Origin of the sequence: Streptomyces sp. NBC_00252, from assembly GCF_036187565.1 — a bacterium.
In the GTDB taxonomy this organism is placed as follows: Bacteria; Actinomycetota; Actinomycetes; order Streptomycetales; family Streptomycetaceae; genus Streptomyces.
Genome location: NZ_CP108087.1, coordinates 7,818,228 through 7,832,685, shown reverse-complemented (window position 1 = coordinate 7,832,685; position 14,458 = coordinate 7,818,228). Strand labels below are relative to the sequence as shown.

The 14,458-nt window shown below is 70.5% G+C and carries 13 protein-coding genes; 2 read left to right on the top strand and 11 right to left on the bottom strand.

The window, feature by feature from the left end; genetic code table 11:
* Positions 1-45: 45 nt before the first annotated feature.
* From OHT77_RS34820 to OHT77_RS34800, 5 genes are read right to left on the bottom strand one after another with little or no spacing between them, the layout of a single operon-like run.
* Positions 46-1,356 carry an NtaA/DmoA family FMN-dependent monooxygenase gene (locus OHT77_RS34820; protein ID WP_328832366.1) on the bottom strand — a complete coding sequence of 437 codons (1,311 nt, stop codon included), beginning with the start codon at positions 1,354-1,356 and terminating at the stop codon, positions 46-48.
* Positions 1,353-2,429, bottom strand: a complete 1,077-nt coding sequence (locus tag OHT77_RS34815; protein WP_328832365.1) for an LLM class flavin-dependent oxidoreductase — start codon at positions 2,427-2,429, stop codon at positions 1,353-1,355. Before OHT77_RS34815 ends, OHT77_RS34820 begins: the two co-directional genes overlap by 4 nt.
* A gap of 24 nt (positions 2,430-2,453) precedes the next feature.
* Positions 2,454-3,215, bottom strand: a complete 762-nt coding sequence (locus tag OHT77_RS34810) for an amino acid ABC transporter ATP-binding protein (RefSeq protein ID WP_328832364.1) — start codon at positions 3,213-3,215, stop codon at positions 2,454-2,456.
* A 43-nt stretch (positions 3,216-3,258) separates the two neighbouring features.
* Positions 3,259-5,022, bottom strand: a complete 1,764-nt coding sequence (locus tag OHT77_RS34805; protein WP_328832363.1) for an FAD/NAD(P)-binding protein — start codon at positions 5,020-5,022, stop codon at positions 3,259-3,261.
* Entirely contained in the window at positions 5,019-5,876 is an 858-nt protein-coding gene (locus OHT77_RS34800) for an amino acid ABC transporter permease (protein ID WP_328832362.1), read from the bottom strand. The genes OHT77_RS34805 and OHT77_RS34800 overlap by 4 nt, the downstream gene beginning before the upstream one ends.
* A gap of 423 nt (positions 5,877-6,299) precedes the next feature.
* Between OHT77_RS34800 and OHT77_RS34795 the strand changes: the two genes are divergently transcribed.
* A complete protein-coding gene (locus tag OHT77_RS34795) occupies positions 6,300-7,256 on the top strand; it encodes an ABC transporter substrate-binding protein (protein ID WP_328832361.1) in 957 nt (318 codons plus the stop codon).
* A 46-nt stretch (positions 7,257-7,302) separates the two neighbouring features.
* Here OHT77_RS34795 and OHT77_RS34790 read toward each other — a convergent pair whose 3' ends face one another.
* The 5 genes from OHT77_RS34790 to OHT77_RS34770 all read right to left on the bottom strand — a co-directional run bounded on the left by OHT77_RS34790 (position 7,303) and on the right by OHT77_RS34770 (position 12,351).
* Positions 7,303-7,902, bottom strand: a complete 600-nt coding sequence (locus OHT77_RS34790) for a GTP-binding protein (protein WP_328832360.1) — start codon at positions 7,900-7,902, stop codon at positions 7,303-7,305.
* Complete coding sequence (locus OHT77_RS34785; RefSeq protein WP_033286270.1) at positions 7,886-8,242, bottom strand: DUF742 domain-containing protein; 357 nt, start codon at positions 8,240-8,242, stop codon at positions 7,886-7,888. Before OHT77_RS34785 ends, OHT77_RS34790 begins: the two co-directional genes overlap by 17 nt.
* Positions 8,239-8,667: a roadblock/LC7 domain-containing protein gene (locus OHT77_RS34780; protein WP_328832359.1), complete on the bottom strand. Its 429-nt coding sequence runs from the start codon at positions 8,665-8,667 to the stop codon at positions 8,239-8,241. The genes OHT77_RS34785 and OHT77_RS34780 overlap by 4 nt, the downstream gene beginning before the upstream one ends.
* On the bottom strand, positions 8,664-10,925 hold the full coding sequence (locus OHT77_RS34775) for a sensor histidine kinase (RefSeq protein WP_328832358.1): 2,262 nt from the start codon (positions 10,923-10,925) through the stop codon (positions 8,664-8,666). Before OHT77_RS34775 ends, OHT77_RS34780 begins: the two co-directional genes overlap by 4 nt.
* A 262-nt stretch (positions 10,926-11,187) precedes the next feature.
* Positions 11,188-12,351 carry a DUF5685 family protein gene (locus OHT77_RS34770; RefSeq protein WP_328832357.1) on the bottom strand — a complete coding sequence of 388 codons (1,164 nt, stop codon included), beginning with the start codon at positions 12,349-12,351 and terminating at the stop codon, positions 11,188-11,190.
* A 333-nt stretch (positions 12,352-12,684) separates the two neighbouring features.
* On the opposite strand from OHT77_RS34770, the gene OHT77_RS34765 reads away from it, so the two are divergent.
* Positions 12,685-13,125, top strand: coding sequence for a cell division protein SepF (locus OHT77_RS34765; protein WP_019059292.1), 441 nt, complete (start codon positions 12,685-12,687; stop codon positions 13,123-13,125).
* Between the two features lie 57 nt (positions 13,126-13,182).
* On the opposite strand, the gene OHT77_RS34760 is transcribed toward OHT77_RS34765, so the two are convergent.
* Positions 13,183-14,373 carry an acyl-CoA dehydrogenase family protein gene (locus OHT77_RS34760; RefSeq protein ID WP_328832356.1) on the bottom strand — a complete coding sequence of 397 codons (1,191 nt, stop codon included), beginning with the start codon at positions 14,371-14,373 and terminating at the stop codon, positions 13,183-13,185.
* Between the last annotated feature and the right edge of the window lie 85 nt (positions 14,374-14,458).

Here is a 14,458-nt window from a genome sequence, read left to right as displayed (position 1 = left end):
GTCCGGAAGTCACCCGTCCGGATAGTCCTCCGGCCGGACCGCGGGTCAGCCCTGCCACGCCGGGTCGGGCAGGCCGAGGTGCGAGCGCAGGGTGGTGCCCCGGTACTCCGTGCGGAAGACGCGGCGTTCCTGGAGCAGCGGCACCACCCGGTCCACGAACTCGTCGAGGCCGCCCGGGGTGAGGTGCGGGACCAGGACGAAGCCGTCGGCGGCGTCCTGCCGTACGAAGGTCTCCAGGTCGGCGGCGACCGCTTCCGGGGTGCCGATGAAGGACTGGCGGGCGCTCGCCTCGATCACGGTCTGGCGGATGGACAGCCCCTTGTCGCGGGAGAGCGACCGCCACTTCTCGGCCAGCGCGACGGTGTCGCCGCGCCGGGTCCTGCCCTGGGTGAGCGTCGGGTCCGGCACCGGGTCGAAGTCGGGGAACGGGCCGTCGGGGTCGTAGGAGGAGAGGTCGGTGCCCCAGAGCTGTTCCAGGGCGAGGATCGCGTTCTGCGGGGAGACCTGCTGGCGGCGGATCTCGGCGGCGCGCTCCTGGGCCTCGGCCGCGGTGTCGCCGAGGACGACGGAGACGCCGGGCATGATCCTGAGGTCGTCGGGGTCGCGGCCGTATTTGGCGAGGCGTCCCTTCACATCGGCGTAGAAGGCGCGGCCGTCCTCCAGCGTGCCGTGCCGGGTGAAGACGACGTCGGCGGTCCTGGCCGCGAACTCCCTCCCCTCCCCCGAGTCCCCGGCCTGGATGACGACCGGGTGCCCCTGCGGTGAGCGGGGCACGGTGAACTCGCCCGCGATGTCGAAGTGTTGACCCCGGTGGGCGAAGGGGCGGGGCAGGCCGTCGGGGGTCCAGGAGTCCCACAACTCCCGTGCCACGTCGACGAATTCGGCCGCCCGGGTGTAGCGGTCCGCGCGATCCAGGTATCCCCCGCGCCGGAAGTTCTCGCCGGTGAAGGCGTCGGACGAGGTCACCACGTTCCAGGCCGCCCGGCCGCCGCTGAGGTGGTCCAACGTGGCGAGTCTGCGGGCGAGTTCGTACGGCTCGTTGAAGGTCGCGTTGACCGTGGCGGCCAGCCCGATCCGCTCGGTGACGGCGGCGAGCGCGTTGAGGACGGTGAGGGACTCCGGGCGGCCGACGACGTCCAGGTCGTGGATACGGCCCTTGTGTTCGCGCAGCCGGAGCCCCTCGGCGAGGAAGAAGAAGTCGAAGAGGCCGCGTTCGGCGGTGCGGGCGAGCTGCTCGAAGGAGGAGAACGCGATCTGGGACCGCGACCGCGGATCGGCCCACACGGTGGTGCTGTTGACGCCGGGGAAGTGCGCGGCCAGATGGATCTGCCTGCGGGCGGAGCTCCGTACGGTCATGACGCTCCCCCGGTCACCGCGTACCGGTTGGCGGGCCGGGCCAGGCCGAGGTGCTCCCTGAGGGTGCTGCCCGGGTAGAACGTGCGGAACAGGCCCCGGTGCTGGAGCAGCGCGACCGTGCCGTTGGCCAGCCGCTCCAGGTCGCGGCGGGGTTCGACGGGCGTGAGGTGGAAGCCGTCGACGGTACGGTCGCCGTGCCAGCCCGCGATCAGTTCGGCGAGGTCGACCGGGCCGCCCCGGTACAGCGGGCCGTGCGCGGTCTGCCGGGGGCCGCCCCCGCCGTGGCCCGGTTCGGCCGCGTGCTCGCCGTCGCCGAGGTCGACGACGAGGCTCGCGAGGACCCGCAGGGTGTCGGGGTCGCGGCCGAACTTCTCGGCGGACGCCCGCAGTTCGGCCCGTACGGCGCCGGCCTGCGCGGAGCTGGCGGCGCGGACGAGCGCCACATCGGCGTACCGGGCGGCCGTCCGCCGGGCCTGGCCCTCGGTCGCGTCGACCACGCGGACCGGGTGGCCCTGCGGCGGTCTGGGCACGATCGAGGGACCCTTGACGGAGAACTCGGAGCCCTGGAAGTCGACGTGGTGCAGCTTGTCGCGGTCGACGAAGCGGCCGGTGGCCGTGTCCCGGATCTCGGCGTCGTCCTCCCAGCTGTCCCACAACTCGGCCGCCGCCTCGGCGACTTCACCGGCCTCCTGCCACAGCGCGTCGGCGGCAGCCGCGTGCCGGCGGCCGAAGAGGCGGGCCTCGCCCTCGGTGGTCGACACGTCGAGCCGCCAGCCGGCCCGGCCCCGGCTGACCCAGTCGAGGGTCGCGACCGCGGCCTGCACATGGAAGGGCTCGGTGTGCGTGGTGGTCACGGTCGGCACCAGGCCGATCCGGTTGGTCGCCGGGGCGACCCGGGACAGCACGGCGAGGGCGTCGGGTCCGGGCCGCGCGAAGGTGTCGTCGAGCGTCACGAAGTCGAGGCCGCCGCTCTCGGCGAGCCGCGCCAACTCGACGTAGGAGCCGGCGTCGTAGGCCGACCGCTGGTCGACGGCGGCGGCCAGATGCAGACCGCGGCCGTGCGAGGAGGTCATGTGGGGAGTCCCTTTCTGCGCACGTCACAGCACCTTGGAGAGGAAGGCCCGGGTGCGTTCGTGCCGGGGTCGGTCGAGTACGTCGGTGGGGGCGCCCTGCTCGACGATCCGGCCGTCGTCCATGAAGACGACGGTGTCGGCGACCTCGCGGGCGAAACCGATCTCGTGGGTGACGACGATCATCGTGGTGCCCTGGTGGGCCAAGTCCTTGATGACGTCGAGGACTTCACCGACCAGCTCGGGGTCGAGCGCGGAGGTCGGTTCGTCGAAGAGCAGCAGCTTCGGCTCCAGGGCGAGCGCGCGGGCGATCGCGACCCGCTGCTGCTGGCCGCCGGACAGCTGCTTCGGGTAGGCGTCGGCCTTGTCGGCGAGCCCCACCCGGTCGAGGAGCAGGCGCGCGCTCTCAAGTGCCGCCTTGCGGGGGCGTTTCAGCGCGGAGACGGGCGCCTCGACGATGTTGTCCAGCACGGTGAGGTGCGGGAACAGGTTGAAGTTCTGGAACACGAACCCGATCCGGGTGCGCTGTTTCAGGACCTCGCGCTCGCGCAGTTCGTACAGCTTGTCGCCGGAGCGGCGGTAGCCGACGAGGGTGCCGTCGACGCTGATCGTGCCCTGGTCGACCTTCTCCAGGTGGTTGATGGTGCGCAGCAGCGTCGACTTGCCGGAGCCCGACGGGCCCAGGATCACGGTGACTTCGCCCGCGCGCACCGCGAGGTCGATGCCCTTGAGCACGTCGAGCGGTCCGAAGCTCTTGTGGACGGACCTGATGTCGACCATGACGGTCATGGTGTGAATCCCTTGTGCTGGCAGTGGAGTTGGCGGTCGGGGGCTACACGGAGGCCCGACACGCGAGGTCGCGCAGGAACGCCAGCAGGGCCCGCGCGGTGGCGTCGTTCTGCCGGAAGGCGGGCCCGCCGGTGCGCGGCCGGGTGAAGGCACCGGGCGTGCGGACGTCGGTGTAGGGCCCGAGCGCGAACCGCCGGGGATGCGGCTGCCCGGACCGGTCCAGCAGCCGCCCGTCGGTGCGGTCCACCCGCAGCAGCCCCTCGGGGCTCTCCACGGCCCCGTCGGCGTGCAGATCCCGCAGCAGCGGGTCGACGGTCCGCCCGACCGTGGGCTCCGGCAGCCGCGCCTCGACCAGTGCCCGCGCCTCGACCGTCACCCCGGGCACGGTCGCGCTCGACGCCCGGAACACCCCGTCCTCGGCCGCTACGGCCATGTCGGCGCCGACGAACCGCACGATGCCGGCCCGGGACAGCGCGAGGAGCTGACGCAGCCGGGGTCCCGGCGGCCCGGACGCGAGATAGCTGAAGAACCCGTGCCACCAGGGTCCGACGTCACCGAGCCGGATCAACTGCCCGTAGACGGACAGCAGTCCGAGGAAGACCGCCAAGTCGGGGCTGTTGGACGGGTCGTGACGGCGGCTCAGGTCACCCTCGACGTAGGCCCGCAGCCCGTCCTGGAACTCCTCCTGGGACGCGTACGTGACCCCGGCCAGCGGGTGGTCGAGGGCCGCGAGGTCGAGCCGGTCGGCGGGGTCGGGCACCGCGGACGCCACGAGGATCTCGCGCTCCGCCGGCTCGCAGGCCGCGTACTTCTCCTCGAAGTCGGGCCAGGCCATGCCCGTCCGCTCGGGGTGCACACCGAACAGCCGGTGGTAGTGCGCGAACCCCAACTCCTTCTCGATCAGCGGCCACACGTCCCGCCGGAAGTCGAAGCCGTCCGGCCGCGCGAGGACCGCGTCCACCTCGGCGGGCCCGAAGAACCGTGGCAGCGGCGGCCGTTCACCGCTCCACTCGTAACCGATCTTCGAGTGGTACGGCACGCCGCGCCGCGACCCGACGTACAGCACCGGCTCCTGCCCCGAGGGGACGTAGGTGTCGCCGTCGTAGCGTCCGCCCCTGCCCTCGGTGAGCAGGACCATCAGGTCGACGAAGGCGAGGCCGAAGCCGCGGACGAGGACGGGCTCGCCGGGGGCGAGGGCGGAGAGGTCGCTGTCGGCGGTGAAGTCGGGCGGCAGGTGGACCAGGTCGTGTTCGCGGGCGTATGCCGCCAACTCGCTCTGGTCGATGTCGAGTTCGGCGTCGAGGTGGCCGAGGGCGAGGACGACGAGGTCGGCGAGGAGCGGGCGCGGGCGGCCCTCCAGCCACACCTGCTGGCGTCCCTCGCGCGGGCCGCTGACCCTGAGGGCGCGTTGCGGGTGGTGGTGGACGGCGACGCCCGGGGGCAGGGCGGCGACGGCCTGTTCGTGCACCCAGCGCAGATAGGAGCCCTGGAGCCGGCGGTCGGCGAAGGTGCTGCCGTCGATCTCCGCCCATTCGTGCAGGGTGGGTCCCGGGCGTACCGGGCCCTCCATGACCACCGTCTCGTCGGTGAACATGGTGACGTCCTCGGCGTGCGAGTTCATCCACAGCAGCGGGGACTGGGCGGCGCGCCAGATGCGTCCGGCGCCCGGCGGATGGGGGTCGACGAGATGGATGTCTAGGCCCGAACCGTCGTACAGCTCGGGCGCGTTGGCGGCGATGCGCTCGATGAGACCGGTCCCCCGCGGCCCGGCCCCGACGATCACCAGGGTGCGTCTCGACGTGCTCATCGGGTGCGCTCCGAGCCGCGCGCGTAGTGCTTCTCGACGTAGTACTGGCCGACGCCGAGCACCGAGGTGACGACGGTGTACCAGATGGTGGCGACCATCAGCAGCGGGATCACCTGGTAGGTGCGGTGATAGATCAACTGCGCCGAGAACAGCAGGTCCTGTACGGCGATGACGCTGACGATCGACGTGCCCTTGAGGGTGCCGATGAGCATGTTCCCGGCGGGCGGCACGATGGAGCGCATCGCCTGCGGCAGCACGATCCGCCACCAGCGGCGCCACCGGCTCAGCCCGAGCGCCTGCGCGGCCTCGACCTGGCCGCGGTCGACGGAGAGGATGCCGCCCCGGACGACCTCGGCGGCGTAGGCGGCCTCGTGCAGGGTGAGGCCGATGATCGCGACGGCGATCGGTGTGAACAGGTTGACGGTCTTCACACCGAGCAACTCGGGGTACAACGCGCCGATGTTGAACCACAGCAGCAACTGCACCAGGATCGGGATCGACCGGAACAGCCAGACGTAGCCCCAACTGACGGCCCGCAGCACGGGGTTGGCGGACAGCCGGGCCGCCGCGAGCAGCGCGCCGAGGACGAAGCCGAGCACCATCACCACGGCCGTCAGCCACAGGGTGAGCCACAGGCCGCGCAGGACGGAGTCCGAGGTGAAGTAGTCGCCGACCACGCCCCATTGGAACGCCTTGTTGCGGACGACGGAGGCGACGGCGAACCCGAGCAGGACCAGGACGGCGACGGCGGCCGTCCACTGCCCGAGACGGCGCTGCGGGACGATCCGCGGGGAGCCTGCCAGCTCCGGTATGTCCGGTGCGGCGGCTGACTTGGCGAGGGTGTCGGAAGACATGCGAAGACTCCGTGACGTCGGTCGAACACGGGTGGTGCCTTCACACGGGGCGCCTCGCGGCGCGGTACGGCCTAGCCCCTCAGCAGGGCCGTCCACCGAGAGTACGGCGCCGTTTCCCCCCGCTGTCAAGGCTGTCCATACTGTGAGCGGTACGTCTCAAGTCGGTTGACGCCCAACCGGATGCCTGTTCCACTTACCCCATGCATCCACAGCAGTGGCTGGTCAAGCGCTCCCACATCGACCTCGGTCGAGTGTGGTCCTCTTCCTGTTGAGCTGACCCACTGCGCGCCCTGATCTCTTGATCCCTTGATCGATCGGGCGCTTCTCGCGTTCTCCCCCGCACCTTCTCCGTCGCCTTCACACGCGCACTCCTCACCCTCCCCTCGGGTCCTCTTCACTCTTGCTCTCAGGAGACCGCACACGATGCGTACGTCCTCGCGCACCCGTTATCGGCATTTTGCGCCTTTTGCCCTGATCACCTCGGCGGCCCTGCTGCTCACGGCCTGCGGCTCCGGCTCGGACGACGCGTCCGGCACCACGGCGAACGCGGCGGCGGCCAAGGCCGACAAGATCCCCACCACGGACGTCGTCTCGGCCATCCCGAAGGACGCGGCGGCGGCGAAGCTGCTCCCGTCCGGCACCACGAGCCTGACCGTCGCGGTGTCCGTCGGCGGCCAGCCGCCCGGCACCACCTACCTCGACGACGGCAAGACGCTGACCGGCCAGGACGTCGACTTCGCGGACGCCGTCGCGAAGGTCCTCGGCATCAGGCTCACGACGGAACAGGCCAGCTTCGAGGCGATCCTGCCCGCCCTCGACAGCGGCAAGTACGACTTCGGCGCCAGCAACTTCGGCGTGACCGACGAACGGCGCAAGACGATCGACTTCGTCACCTACATCAACGACGGCCAGGGCTTCGCCACCCGCTCCGACAGCAAGCTCGCCAAGGTCACCGACCTCAAGCAGCTCTGCGGCCTGAACGTCGCCACCGGCGCGGGCACCACCTTCGAGGCCACCCTCGAGGAGAACAAGAAGGTCTGCACCGACGCCGGCAAGAAGGCGTACAGCGTGCAGACCTACAGCGAGTCCGGCGCGATCTGGTCGTCCCTCCAACAGGGCCGCAGCGACGTCGTGATGTCCACGATCAACGGCCTGCGCTACGCCGTCGCCCAGCAGACCGGCGTCAAGTTCCTCAACGAGTTCCACCGCCTCGACGTCGGCTTCGCCTTCAAGAAGAACACCAAGCTGGCCCCGGCCTTCCAGGCGGCCGTGAACAAGCTGATCGCCGACGGGACGTACGACAAGATCCTGAAGAAGTGGGGTACGACGGGCTCGGCGATAGCGAAGTCGCAGATCTCGCCGCCCGAACTGAAGAACTGACCGGGCCTGGAGGGGGCCGAGTTCACGGGCCGGCCCCCTCTTCCCGCTAGCGCGACAGGGCGGCCGTACGACGACGCGGGGTGGCCCTGACCCCGATCACCCGGTCCATCAACGCCCCCAACACGTCCCGCACGGAGTCCCGTTGGCGTGCGTCGCACTCCAGCACCGGCACGTCCGCGCCCAGCCCCAGCGCCTCCCGGACCTCGTCCACGTCGAAGCGCTCGGCGCCGTCGAAGCGGTTGACGGCCAGGACGAACGGCGCGCCCTGCGACTCGAAGTAGTCGACCGCCGGGAAGCACTCCTCGATCCGCCGGGTGTCCACCAGGACCACCGTGCCGAGCGCGCCCTCCACCAAGTCGTCCCAGAGGAAGGAGAACCGGTCCTGCCCGGGCGTGCCGAACAGGTACAGCGCGATCGTCGGGTCGAGGGTGATCCGCCCGAAGTCGAGGGCGACGGTCGTGGTGGTCTTCGCCTCGACACCCACCAACGAGTCGACGCCGACGGAGACTTGGGTGATCGCCGCCTCCGTGTCGAGGGGTTCGATCTCCGAAATGGCCCCGATGAACGTGGTCTTGCCGACCCCGAGGCCGCCGCTGACCACGATCTTCACGGCCAGCGGCACGATCTTGTCAGAGCGCCCGGACATGGTCCCTGATCCTTTCGAGCATCGGGAGCGGCAGCTCCGCGGGTTGCCGGCAGGCGAGTTGCCCGGCGACGACGAGGTCGGAGATCAGCACCTTGGCCACTCCGAGGGGTACGCCGACCCGGTGCGCCACCTCGGCGACGGTCGTCGGCTGTTCGCACACCGCGACGATGTGGCGCCGCTCGAACGCGAGCGACGGATCCGGCACGCCGACGGCGACGACCAGCGTCTCCAGCCGCAGATCGGCCTGGAGAGGCTCGGACCGGCCGCCGGTGATGATGAACGGCCGGACGAACGTCGCGTCCTCGTCAGGTTCTACGTCCCTGGGCTGTTCACCGTTCACCGGGGCAACGCCTGCCGCAGATCGGCGATGAGCGCCGGGGTGAGCAGATCACCCGCCCGCTCCGCGAGCACCGCCATCTCGTAGCCGACCAGGCCCAGTTCACCGCTGCTGTCGGCGAGGACGCCGAGACAGCTGCCGTCCCGGATCGCCGAGACGAGCAGGAAGCCGCGGCCCATCTCGATCATGATGAGCTTGACCCCGTCGAAGCTGTACCGCTTGGACGCGCTGCGGGCCAGACTGCTCAACCCCGAGACGATCGCGGCGAGATGGTCGGCCTCGGTGCGGCCGAGCCCGTCCGAGACGGCGATGAGCAGCCCGTCGGAGGAGACGGCGACCGCGTCGCGCACGCCGTCGGTGCTCTTGACGAAGTTGGCGAGCAGCCAGTTGAAGGTCTGCGAGTCCTGCGGGGTGTCGACGGTGGTCACTTGGCGGCACCCTCGTTCGTCTCGACGTTCTTCGCGGCGCTCTTCTCGGACTTGTGCTGCTTCTCCTTCTCGACACTGATGCCGCCCCGCATATGGGCGCTGCGCAGGGTGGAGAGCATCCCGGAGACCTGTTCAGGGGTCCGTTCCGGGTTGGCCGGTGCGGCGGGAGCGGTGCGGCCGCTCAGATCGGTCTCGCTCACCGCCGCCGCGATACCGCTGCGCTGCGGCCGCTTGACCAGGCCGTTGCGGGTGCGTGCGGCGGACGAACCGCCCTTCGCGGCGACCGGGGAGGCCACCGCTTCGGTCTCCGGGCTCGCCGTCTTCTCCGCCTCCGCCTTCCTCGGGGCGGGAAACATCGGCGCCTCCTCGGCCCCCTTCTCCGTCAACAGCCCCGCGGGGATGAGGACCCGGGCGACGACACCGGCCGCCGGTGCCTCGCCGAGCCGTACCTCGATGCCGCACTTGCGGGCGAGGGCGCCGACCACGAAGTGGCCCAGGAACCGGGTGGGTTCGGCCATGAAGCTGGCGGTGCCGGACAGCCGTACGTTCGCCTCGGCGAGTGCCTGGGTGTCCATGCCGAAGCCGTGGTCGACGATCGCGACCAGATACCCGGCGCTGGTGCGCCGCCCCTCGATCTCCACGTCGGAGTCCGGCGGCGAGAAGCTCAGCGCGTTCTCCACCAACTCGGCCAGCAGATGGGCGATTTCGACGACGACGGAGCCGGTGACGAACGCGGGCTCGATCCGGCGCAGGGTGACCCGGCGGTACTCCTCGACCTCGGACAGCGCGGCGCGCAGCACGTCGTTGACGGAGAGCGGGGTGGACCAGGGGCGGGGGCTGGACTCTCCGGCGAGCACGAGGAGGCTTTCGGCGTTGCGGCGCATACGGGTGGCCAGGTGGTCGAGTTCGAAGAGGTTGGCGAGGGTCGCGGGGTCGGCGTCCTCGTGCTCCAGCTTGTTGATGAAGCTGATCTGGCGGCGCACCAGGTTCTGGTTGCGGCGGCCGAGGCTCACCAGGGAGTCGGTGGCGTTGCGCCGCAACACGGCCTGTTCGGTGGCGAGTTCGAAGGCGGACCGCTGCACCCGGTCGAACGCGTCGGCCACCTCCCGGACTTCGGCCCCCGCCCTGTCGGCGACGGCGAGCGGAGCGGGCGGCTTCGGCGCCGCCCCGGACGACCCGTCCTGTACGGCGGCCACGGCCTGCGGCAGCCGGCTGCCGGCCACCTCCCGTGCCTGCTGGGCGAGTTCGACGAGCGGGGTGGACACGGACCGTACGCAGTCGAGGGCCAGCGCGGCGAGCGCGACGACCGTGCCGAGGGCGAGCAGCAGGAACAGCAGCAGGTCGCGCTGGGCCGAACTCTCCAGCTGGGCGGCCCTGTTCTCGACGTCGGTGCCGAGGGTGATCTGGACGCTCCGCATCCCGTTGATGGTGGAGGTCATGGAGTCCCACCAGGCCATGGGCGGGATCGAGCTGGACTTCAGCTTCCCGGTGCCGTGCACCGCCTTGCTCTCGAACGCCAGCGCGCGTTCGGCGTCGGGCGTGGTCAGGGCGGTGTTCAGCCGGCGTTCCTGCACGGCGGTGGCCGACCGGGGGAAGGCGTCGAGGGCGGCGAGGCGTCCGGCGCGGATCTCCATGAAGCGGCTGTAGTCGTCGCCGCGGAACTTCCCGGCGCGCACCGAGCCGAGCACGATGGCGCGCTCCTCGCCGGTGAACTCCTTGGCGTTGCCCAGGACTTGGAGGGCCTGGTAGGCGTCGCGCAGGGGGCCGTCGTGGACGTCCTCGAGGCCGAGGTCGAGCCGGTCGAGGACGGTGATCGTGGTGGTGAAGTAGTCGAAGGTGTCGTTCACCACGCCGGAGCCGTCGTCTGCGTCCTTGCGGATGTCGGCGAGGCCGTCGAGCCGGCCGAGGGACTCGCGCACCGAACCGGCGGCGGAGTCCTCACGTCCCTTGAGCGCCACGTCCAGCTGCCGGCGCGCGGTGTCGGTCGCCTTGCGCTGCGCGGGCAGCTTGGCGCTGAACTGCTGGACTCCGCCGACGTATCCGGTGGTGAGTCCGCGTTCCTTCTGCAGTTCGTGCACCAGTCCCTGAAGGGTGATCTCCAGGCGGGCGTTGTCGGCGGTCGCGGAGGCGTTGCGATAGGCGGAGATCTGTTCGGCGGCCGCGATACCGAGCAGGACGAGCAGCACCGCGAGGGCGAGGATCAGAATCCTCAGCAGCCTGACGCGGATGCTGGTGGTCGCTTTTGTTGTGACGTCCACTGAAGTGCCTTAAGTGGGTGGCGAGTTGGGCGGGGGGATCGAACCTGGGGCAGAAATGGTTCTGCTCCCGCCCAACGACACTCACGGCGCACCGGTCACCGGATCATGTTTTTGTTTTACCGCGGTGAAACACGGTCGCCCGTCCCCGCAGGTCACCCATGATCCGGATACGGCGCGTATACAACCGTGGTGACGGCCCGTCACCGCCATCGGCCGCCGACAAACAGCCGTGGTTCAGCAGGCGTTGATCAGCAGCCGTCGATCAACAGTCGCAGCACGACACGCATTCACAGCACTCGCAGCATTCGCAGACGTCGCAGCACGAGCAGTCGCAGCTGGAGCAGCAGCCCTCGCGCCGCCGCCGCGACCACGGCCCCTCGAACTCGTCGGCGCAGCACACCTTGCAGGTGCAGCAGAGCCCGAGGGCGGCGGCGCACCCGGCCAGGAACCCGCGCTTGTCGGGCCGCGGGGGCTCACCGCCGTAGGGATTGCCGCCCTGGCGCGGATCGCCCGGCAGATAGGGAGTCCGCGGCGGCCCGAAGGCGGCCTCGGGTCCGTGTCCGCACGACTGGGTGCCGAAGGCCCGGTCGACCGAGCGGGCCAGTTCGTGCGCGAGGAGCAGATGCGCCAGCTTGCCGTCGGTGAACTCGGTCTCGCGCAGGGCGAGGCGTATCCCGTGCAGCGCGTCGTCGGCGAGGCGGCGGGCCTCGGCGAGCGGGGTGCCGGTCGCGGTGAGCGGGTTCCAGGCACCCGACGCGGCGTCGGCCTCCTGGTCCTCCACGGCGTCCAGGAGATGCGCGAGCCGGCCGAAGAGGCGCCCGGCCTCGGCGAGGGGCGCGGCGTTGGCGGGCCGTCCGGCCAGGATCGCGGTGTGCGCGAACGCGGCGGCGGTGGCGGTCTCGGTCGGTTCGGTGACGGTCAGGATCGGCGTCCCGGGCCCGGCCAGGGACTCGATGCCGAACTGCCGCTCCACCGCGTCCACGAGCACGGCGGCGTCGAACCCGACATCGGCGCCGGTCCGCGCCCCGGCCCGCCCCCAGCTCCCGGCGACCCGGCGCGCGGCGAGCGCCACCGGCCTGCGGGCCAGCAGCCCGTCCCCGTCGGCGACATGGTCACGCACCTTCGCCGAGGCGAGCACCAGCGAGACGGCCGCCGCGAGCCGCGCCCCCTCGCCCTGCGCGACGGACGCGGTCCGCATCCCGCGCAACGGGCACGGGCCGGCCGTACGCCGCCATCCTCCGCCCGCCCGTTCGACCTGAGCCTCCGTCAACACCGAAAGGATCAGGCCGTCGTAGTTGGTGACCACTCTCGCGAGCTGACCGTGATCTCCGCGCAGTGCGAGACACAGCCCGCACAAATGCGCCATCCACTGCGTCTTGAGACTCTCACCGAGCCGATGTGAGCAAGGCCGGACCATTCCGAACACGACAACCCCCCGTGGCGTGAACGACAACTGACTGGGCATCCGAAGATCGATAGGGCAGCTGACCGGGCGTTGAGCAGACGCTTCACTTCGACCACTCCGTTCACTCGTACGCACCAGCCGTCACCCGGACGCCGTGAAGAATCATATTTCACTCTCAGTCAGCAGCCGTATCAAGCAACACCCTTGATACACGGGGGCCCTCGACGTATTGGCTGTGCACCAGTAGCGTCACAAACCCCCCGCGCGGCGTCTATCCACTTGGCGCGCGATCCGCATCATGGATGACCATAGGGATGCGGAAAGCAAGAAAGACCGCTGTGAGAGGAGGCGTCCATGGGATCGGTACGCAAGGCGAGTGCCTGGCTTGGGCTCGTTGACGACAACGATGACGAGCGCTACTACGACGACGACTACTCCGAAGGGACCGAGCAGCCCGGGGATGCCTGGGTCACGGATCCGCGGGTGAAGGTGGCCGAGGACGTCGCCGAGGTGAAGGGCCGCCGGATCGGCACCGTCACCCCGGACAGCTTCCGCGACGCCCGCGCCATCGGTGAGCTGTTCCGGGAAGGTGTCCCGGTGATCGTGAACCTCACGGCGATGGAGGCGACCGACGCCAAGCGCGTGGTCGACTTCGCGGCCGGCCTCACCTTCGGCCTGCGCGGCACCATCGAGCGGGTCGCGAACCGTGTCTTCCTGCTGACCCCCGCCAACACGGAGATCGTCAGCGGCGACCCCGCCGTGCGCCGTGAGGACGGGTTCTTCAACCAGAGCTGAGGCAGGGCCGCTCATCGGCCCTGCCTCCCGCAGGGTTGTACGGGACGTCGGGTCTTCCTAGCGGAAGGCGTCGAGTCCGGTGAGCGCCTTGCCCAGCACGAGCTGGTGCATCTCGACGGTGCCCTCGTACGTGAGCACCGACTCCAGGTTCGTCGCGTGCCGCATCACGGGGTACTCCAGCGAGATCCCGTTGGCACCGAGGATCGTCCGCGCCGTACGGCAGATCTCGATGGCCTCCCGTACGTTGTTCAGCTTGCCGAAGCTGACCTGCTCGGGACGCAGGCGCCCGGCGTCCATGCGCCGCCCCAGATGGTGGGCGAGCAGAATCCCCTTGTGCAGTTCGACCGCCATGTCGGCGAGCTTGGCCTGGGTGAGCTGGAAGCCGCCGATCGGCCGCCCGAACTGCTCCCGGGTCTTCGCGTACTCCACCGCGGACTCGAAGGAAGCGCGCGCCGCGCCCATCGCACCCCACACGATTCCGTAACGAGCGTGCGACAGACAGCTGAGCGGACCCTTCAGTCCTACGACCTCCGGCAGCACGGCATCGGCCGGCAACCGCACGTCGTCGAGGACGAGTTCGCTGGTGACGGACGCGCGGAGTGACCACTTGTGCTTGATCTCGGGCGCCGAGAAACCACTGCTGTCGGTCGGTACGACGAAGCCGCGGATGCCGTCGTCGGTCTGCGCCCATACGACGGCCACGCCGGCGACCGACCCGTTGGTGATCCACATCTTGCGGCCGTTGAGGACCCAGTCGCCCGCGTCGCGCTTGGCGTAGGTGCGCATGCCCGCGGGGTCGGAGCCGTGGTCGGGTTCGGTGAGGCCGAAGCAGCCGATGACCTCGCCGGAGGCCATGCGCGGGAGCCAGGTCTGCTTCTGCTCCTCGCTGCCGAAGCGGTGGATGGCGTACATCGCGAGGGAGCCCTGCACCGACACGAGGGACCTGATGCCGGAGTCCGCCGCCTCCAACTCCAGGCAGGCGAGGCCGTATTGGACGGCGGAGGCGCCTGCGCAGCCGTAGCCGTCGAGCGACATGCCGAGGGCGCCGATGCCGCCGAGTTCCCGGGCGAGGTCCCTGATGCCGGGCAGCTCCCCCTTCTCGTACCAGTCGGCGACGTACGGCAGGACCCTGTCGGCGGCCCAGGTCCTGACCGTGTCCCGGATCGCCAGGTCCTCGGGGTCCAGGAGGTCGTCGAGGCCCAGGGGGTCGGTGGGGTCGAAGGGGGGCAGCTTGGGGGACGCAGCCATGACAGGGCCTCCGGCGTTTTAACTATCAGCGCTAGTTATGGGGACGGGTCGACGTTACGGCGACGGGTGTTCCGCGTCCAGCGTG

What these genes read in the sequence shown, in the direction of transcription:
- OHT77_RS34815 (WP_328832365.1), bottom strand. Translation starts at nt 2,429, where the DNA reads ATGACCTCCTCGCACGGCCGCGGTCTGCATCTGGCCGCCGCCGTCGAC.
- OHT77_RS34765 (WP_019059292.1), top strand. Translation starts at nt 12,685, where the DNA reads ATGGGATCGGTACGCAAGGCGAGTGCCTGGCTTGGGCTCGTTGACGAC.
- OHT77_RS34820 (WP_328832366.1), bottom strand. Translation starts at nt 1,356, where the DNA reads ATGACCGTACGGAGCTCCGCCCGCAGGCAGATCCATCTGGCCGCGCAC.
- OHT77_RS34795 (WP_328832361.1), top strand. Translation starts at nt 6,300, where the DNA reads ATGCGTACGTCCTCGCGCACCCGTTATCGGCATTTTGCGCCTTTTGCC.
- OHT77_RS34800 (WP_328832362.1), bottom strand. Translation starts at nt 5,876, where the DNA reads ATGTCTTCCGACACCCTCGCCAAGTCAGCCGCCGCACCGGACATACCG.
- OHT77_RS34810 (WP_328832364.1), bottom strand. Translation starts at nt 3,215, where the DNA reads ATGACCGTCATGGTCGACATCAGGTCCGTCCACAAGAGCTTCGGACCG.
- OHT77_RS34805 (WP_328832363.1), bottom strand. Translation starts at nt 5,022, where the DNA reads ATGAGCACGTCGAGACGCACCCTGGTGATCGTCGGGGCCGGGCCGCGG.
- OHT77_RS34790 (WP_328832360.1), bottom strand. Translation starts at nt 7,902, where the DNA reads ATGTCCGGGCGCTCTGACAAGATCGTGCCGCTGGCCGTGAAGATCGTG.
- OHT77_RS34760 (WP_328832356.1), bottom strand. Translation starts at nt 14,373, where the DNA reads ATGGCTGCGTCCCCCAAGCTGCCCCCCTTCGACCCCACCGACCCCCTG.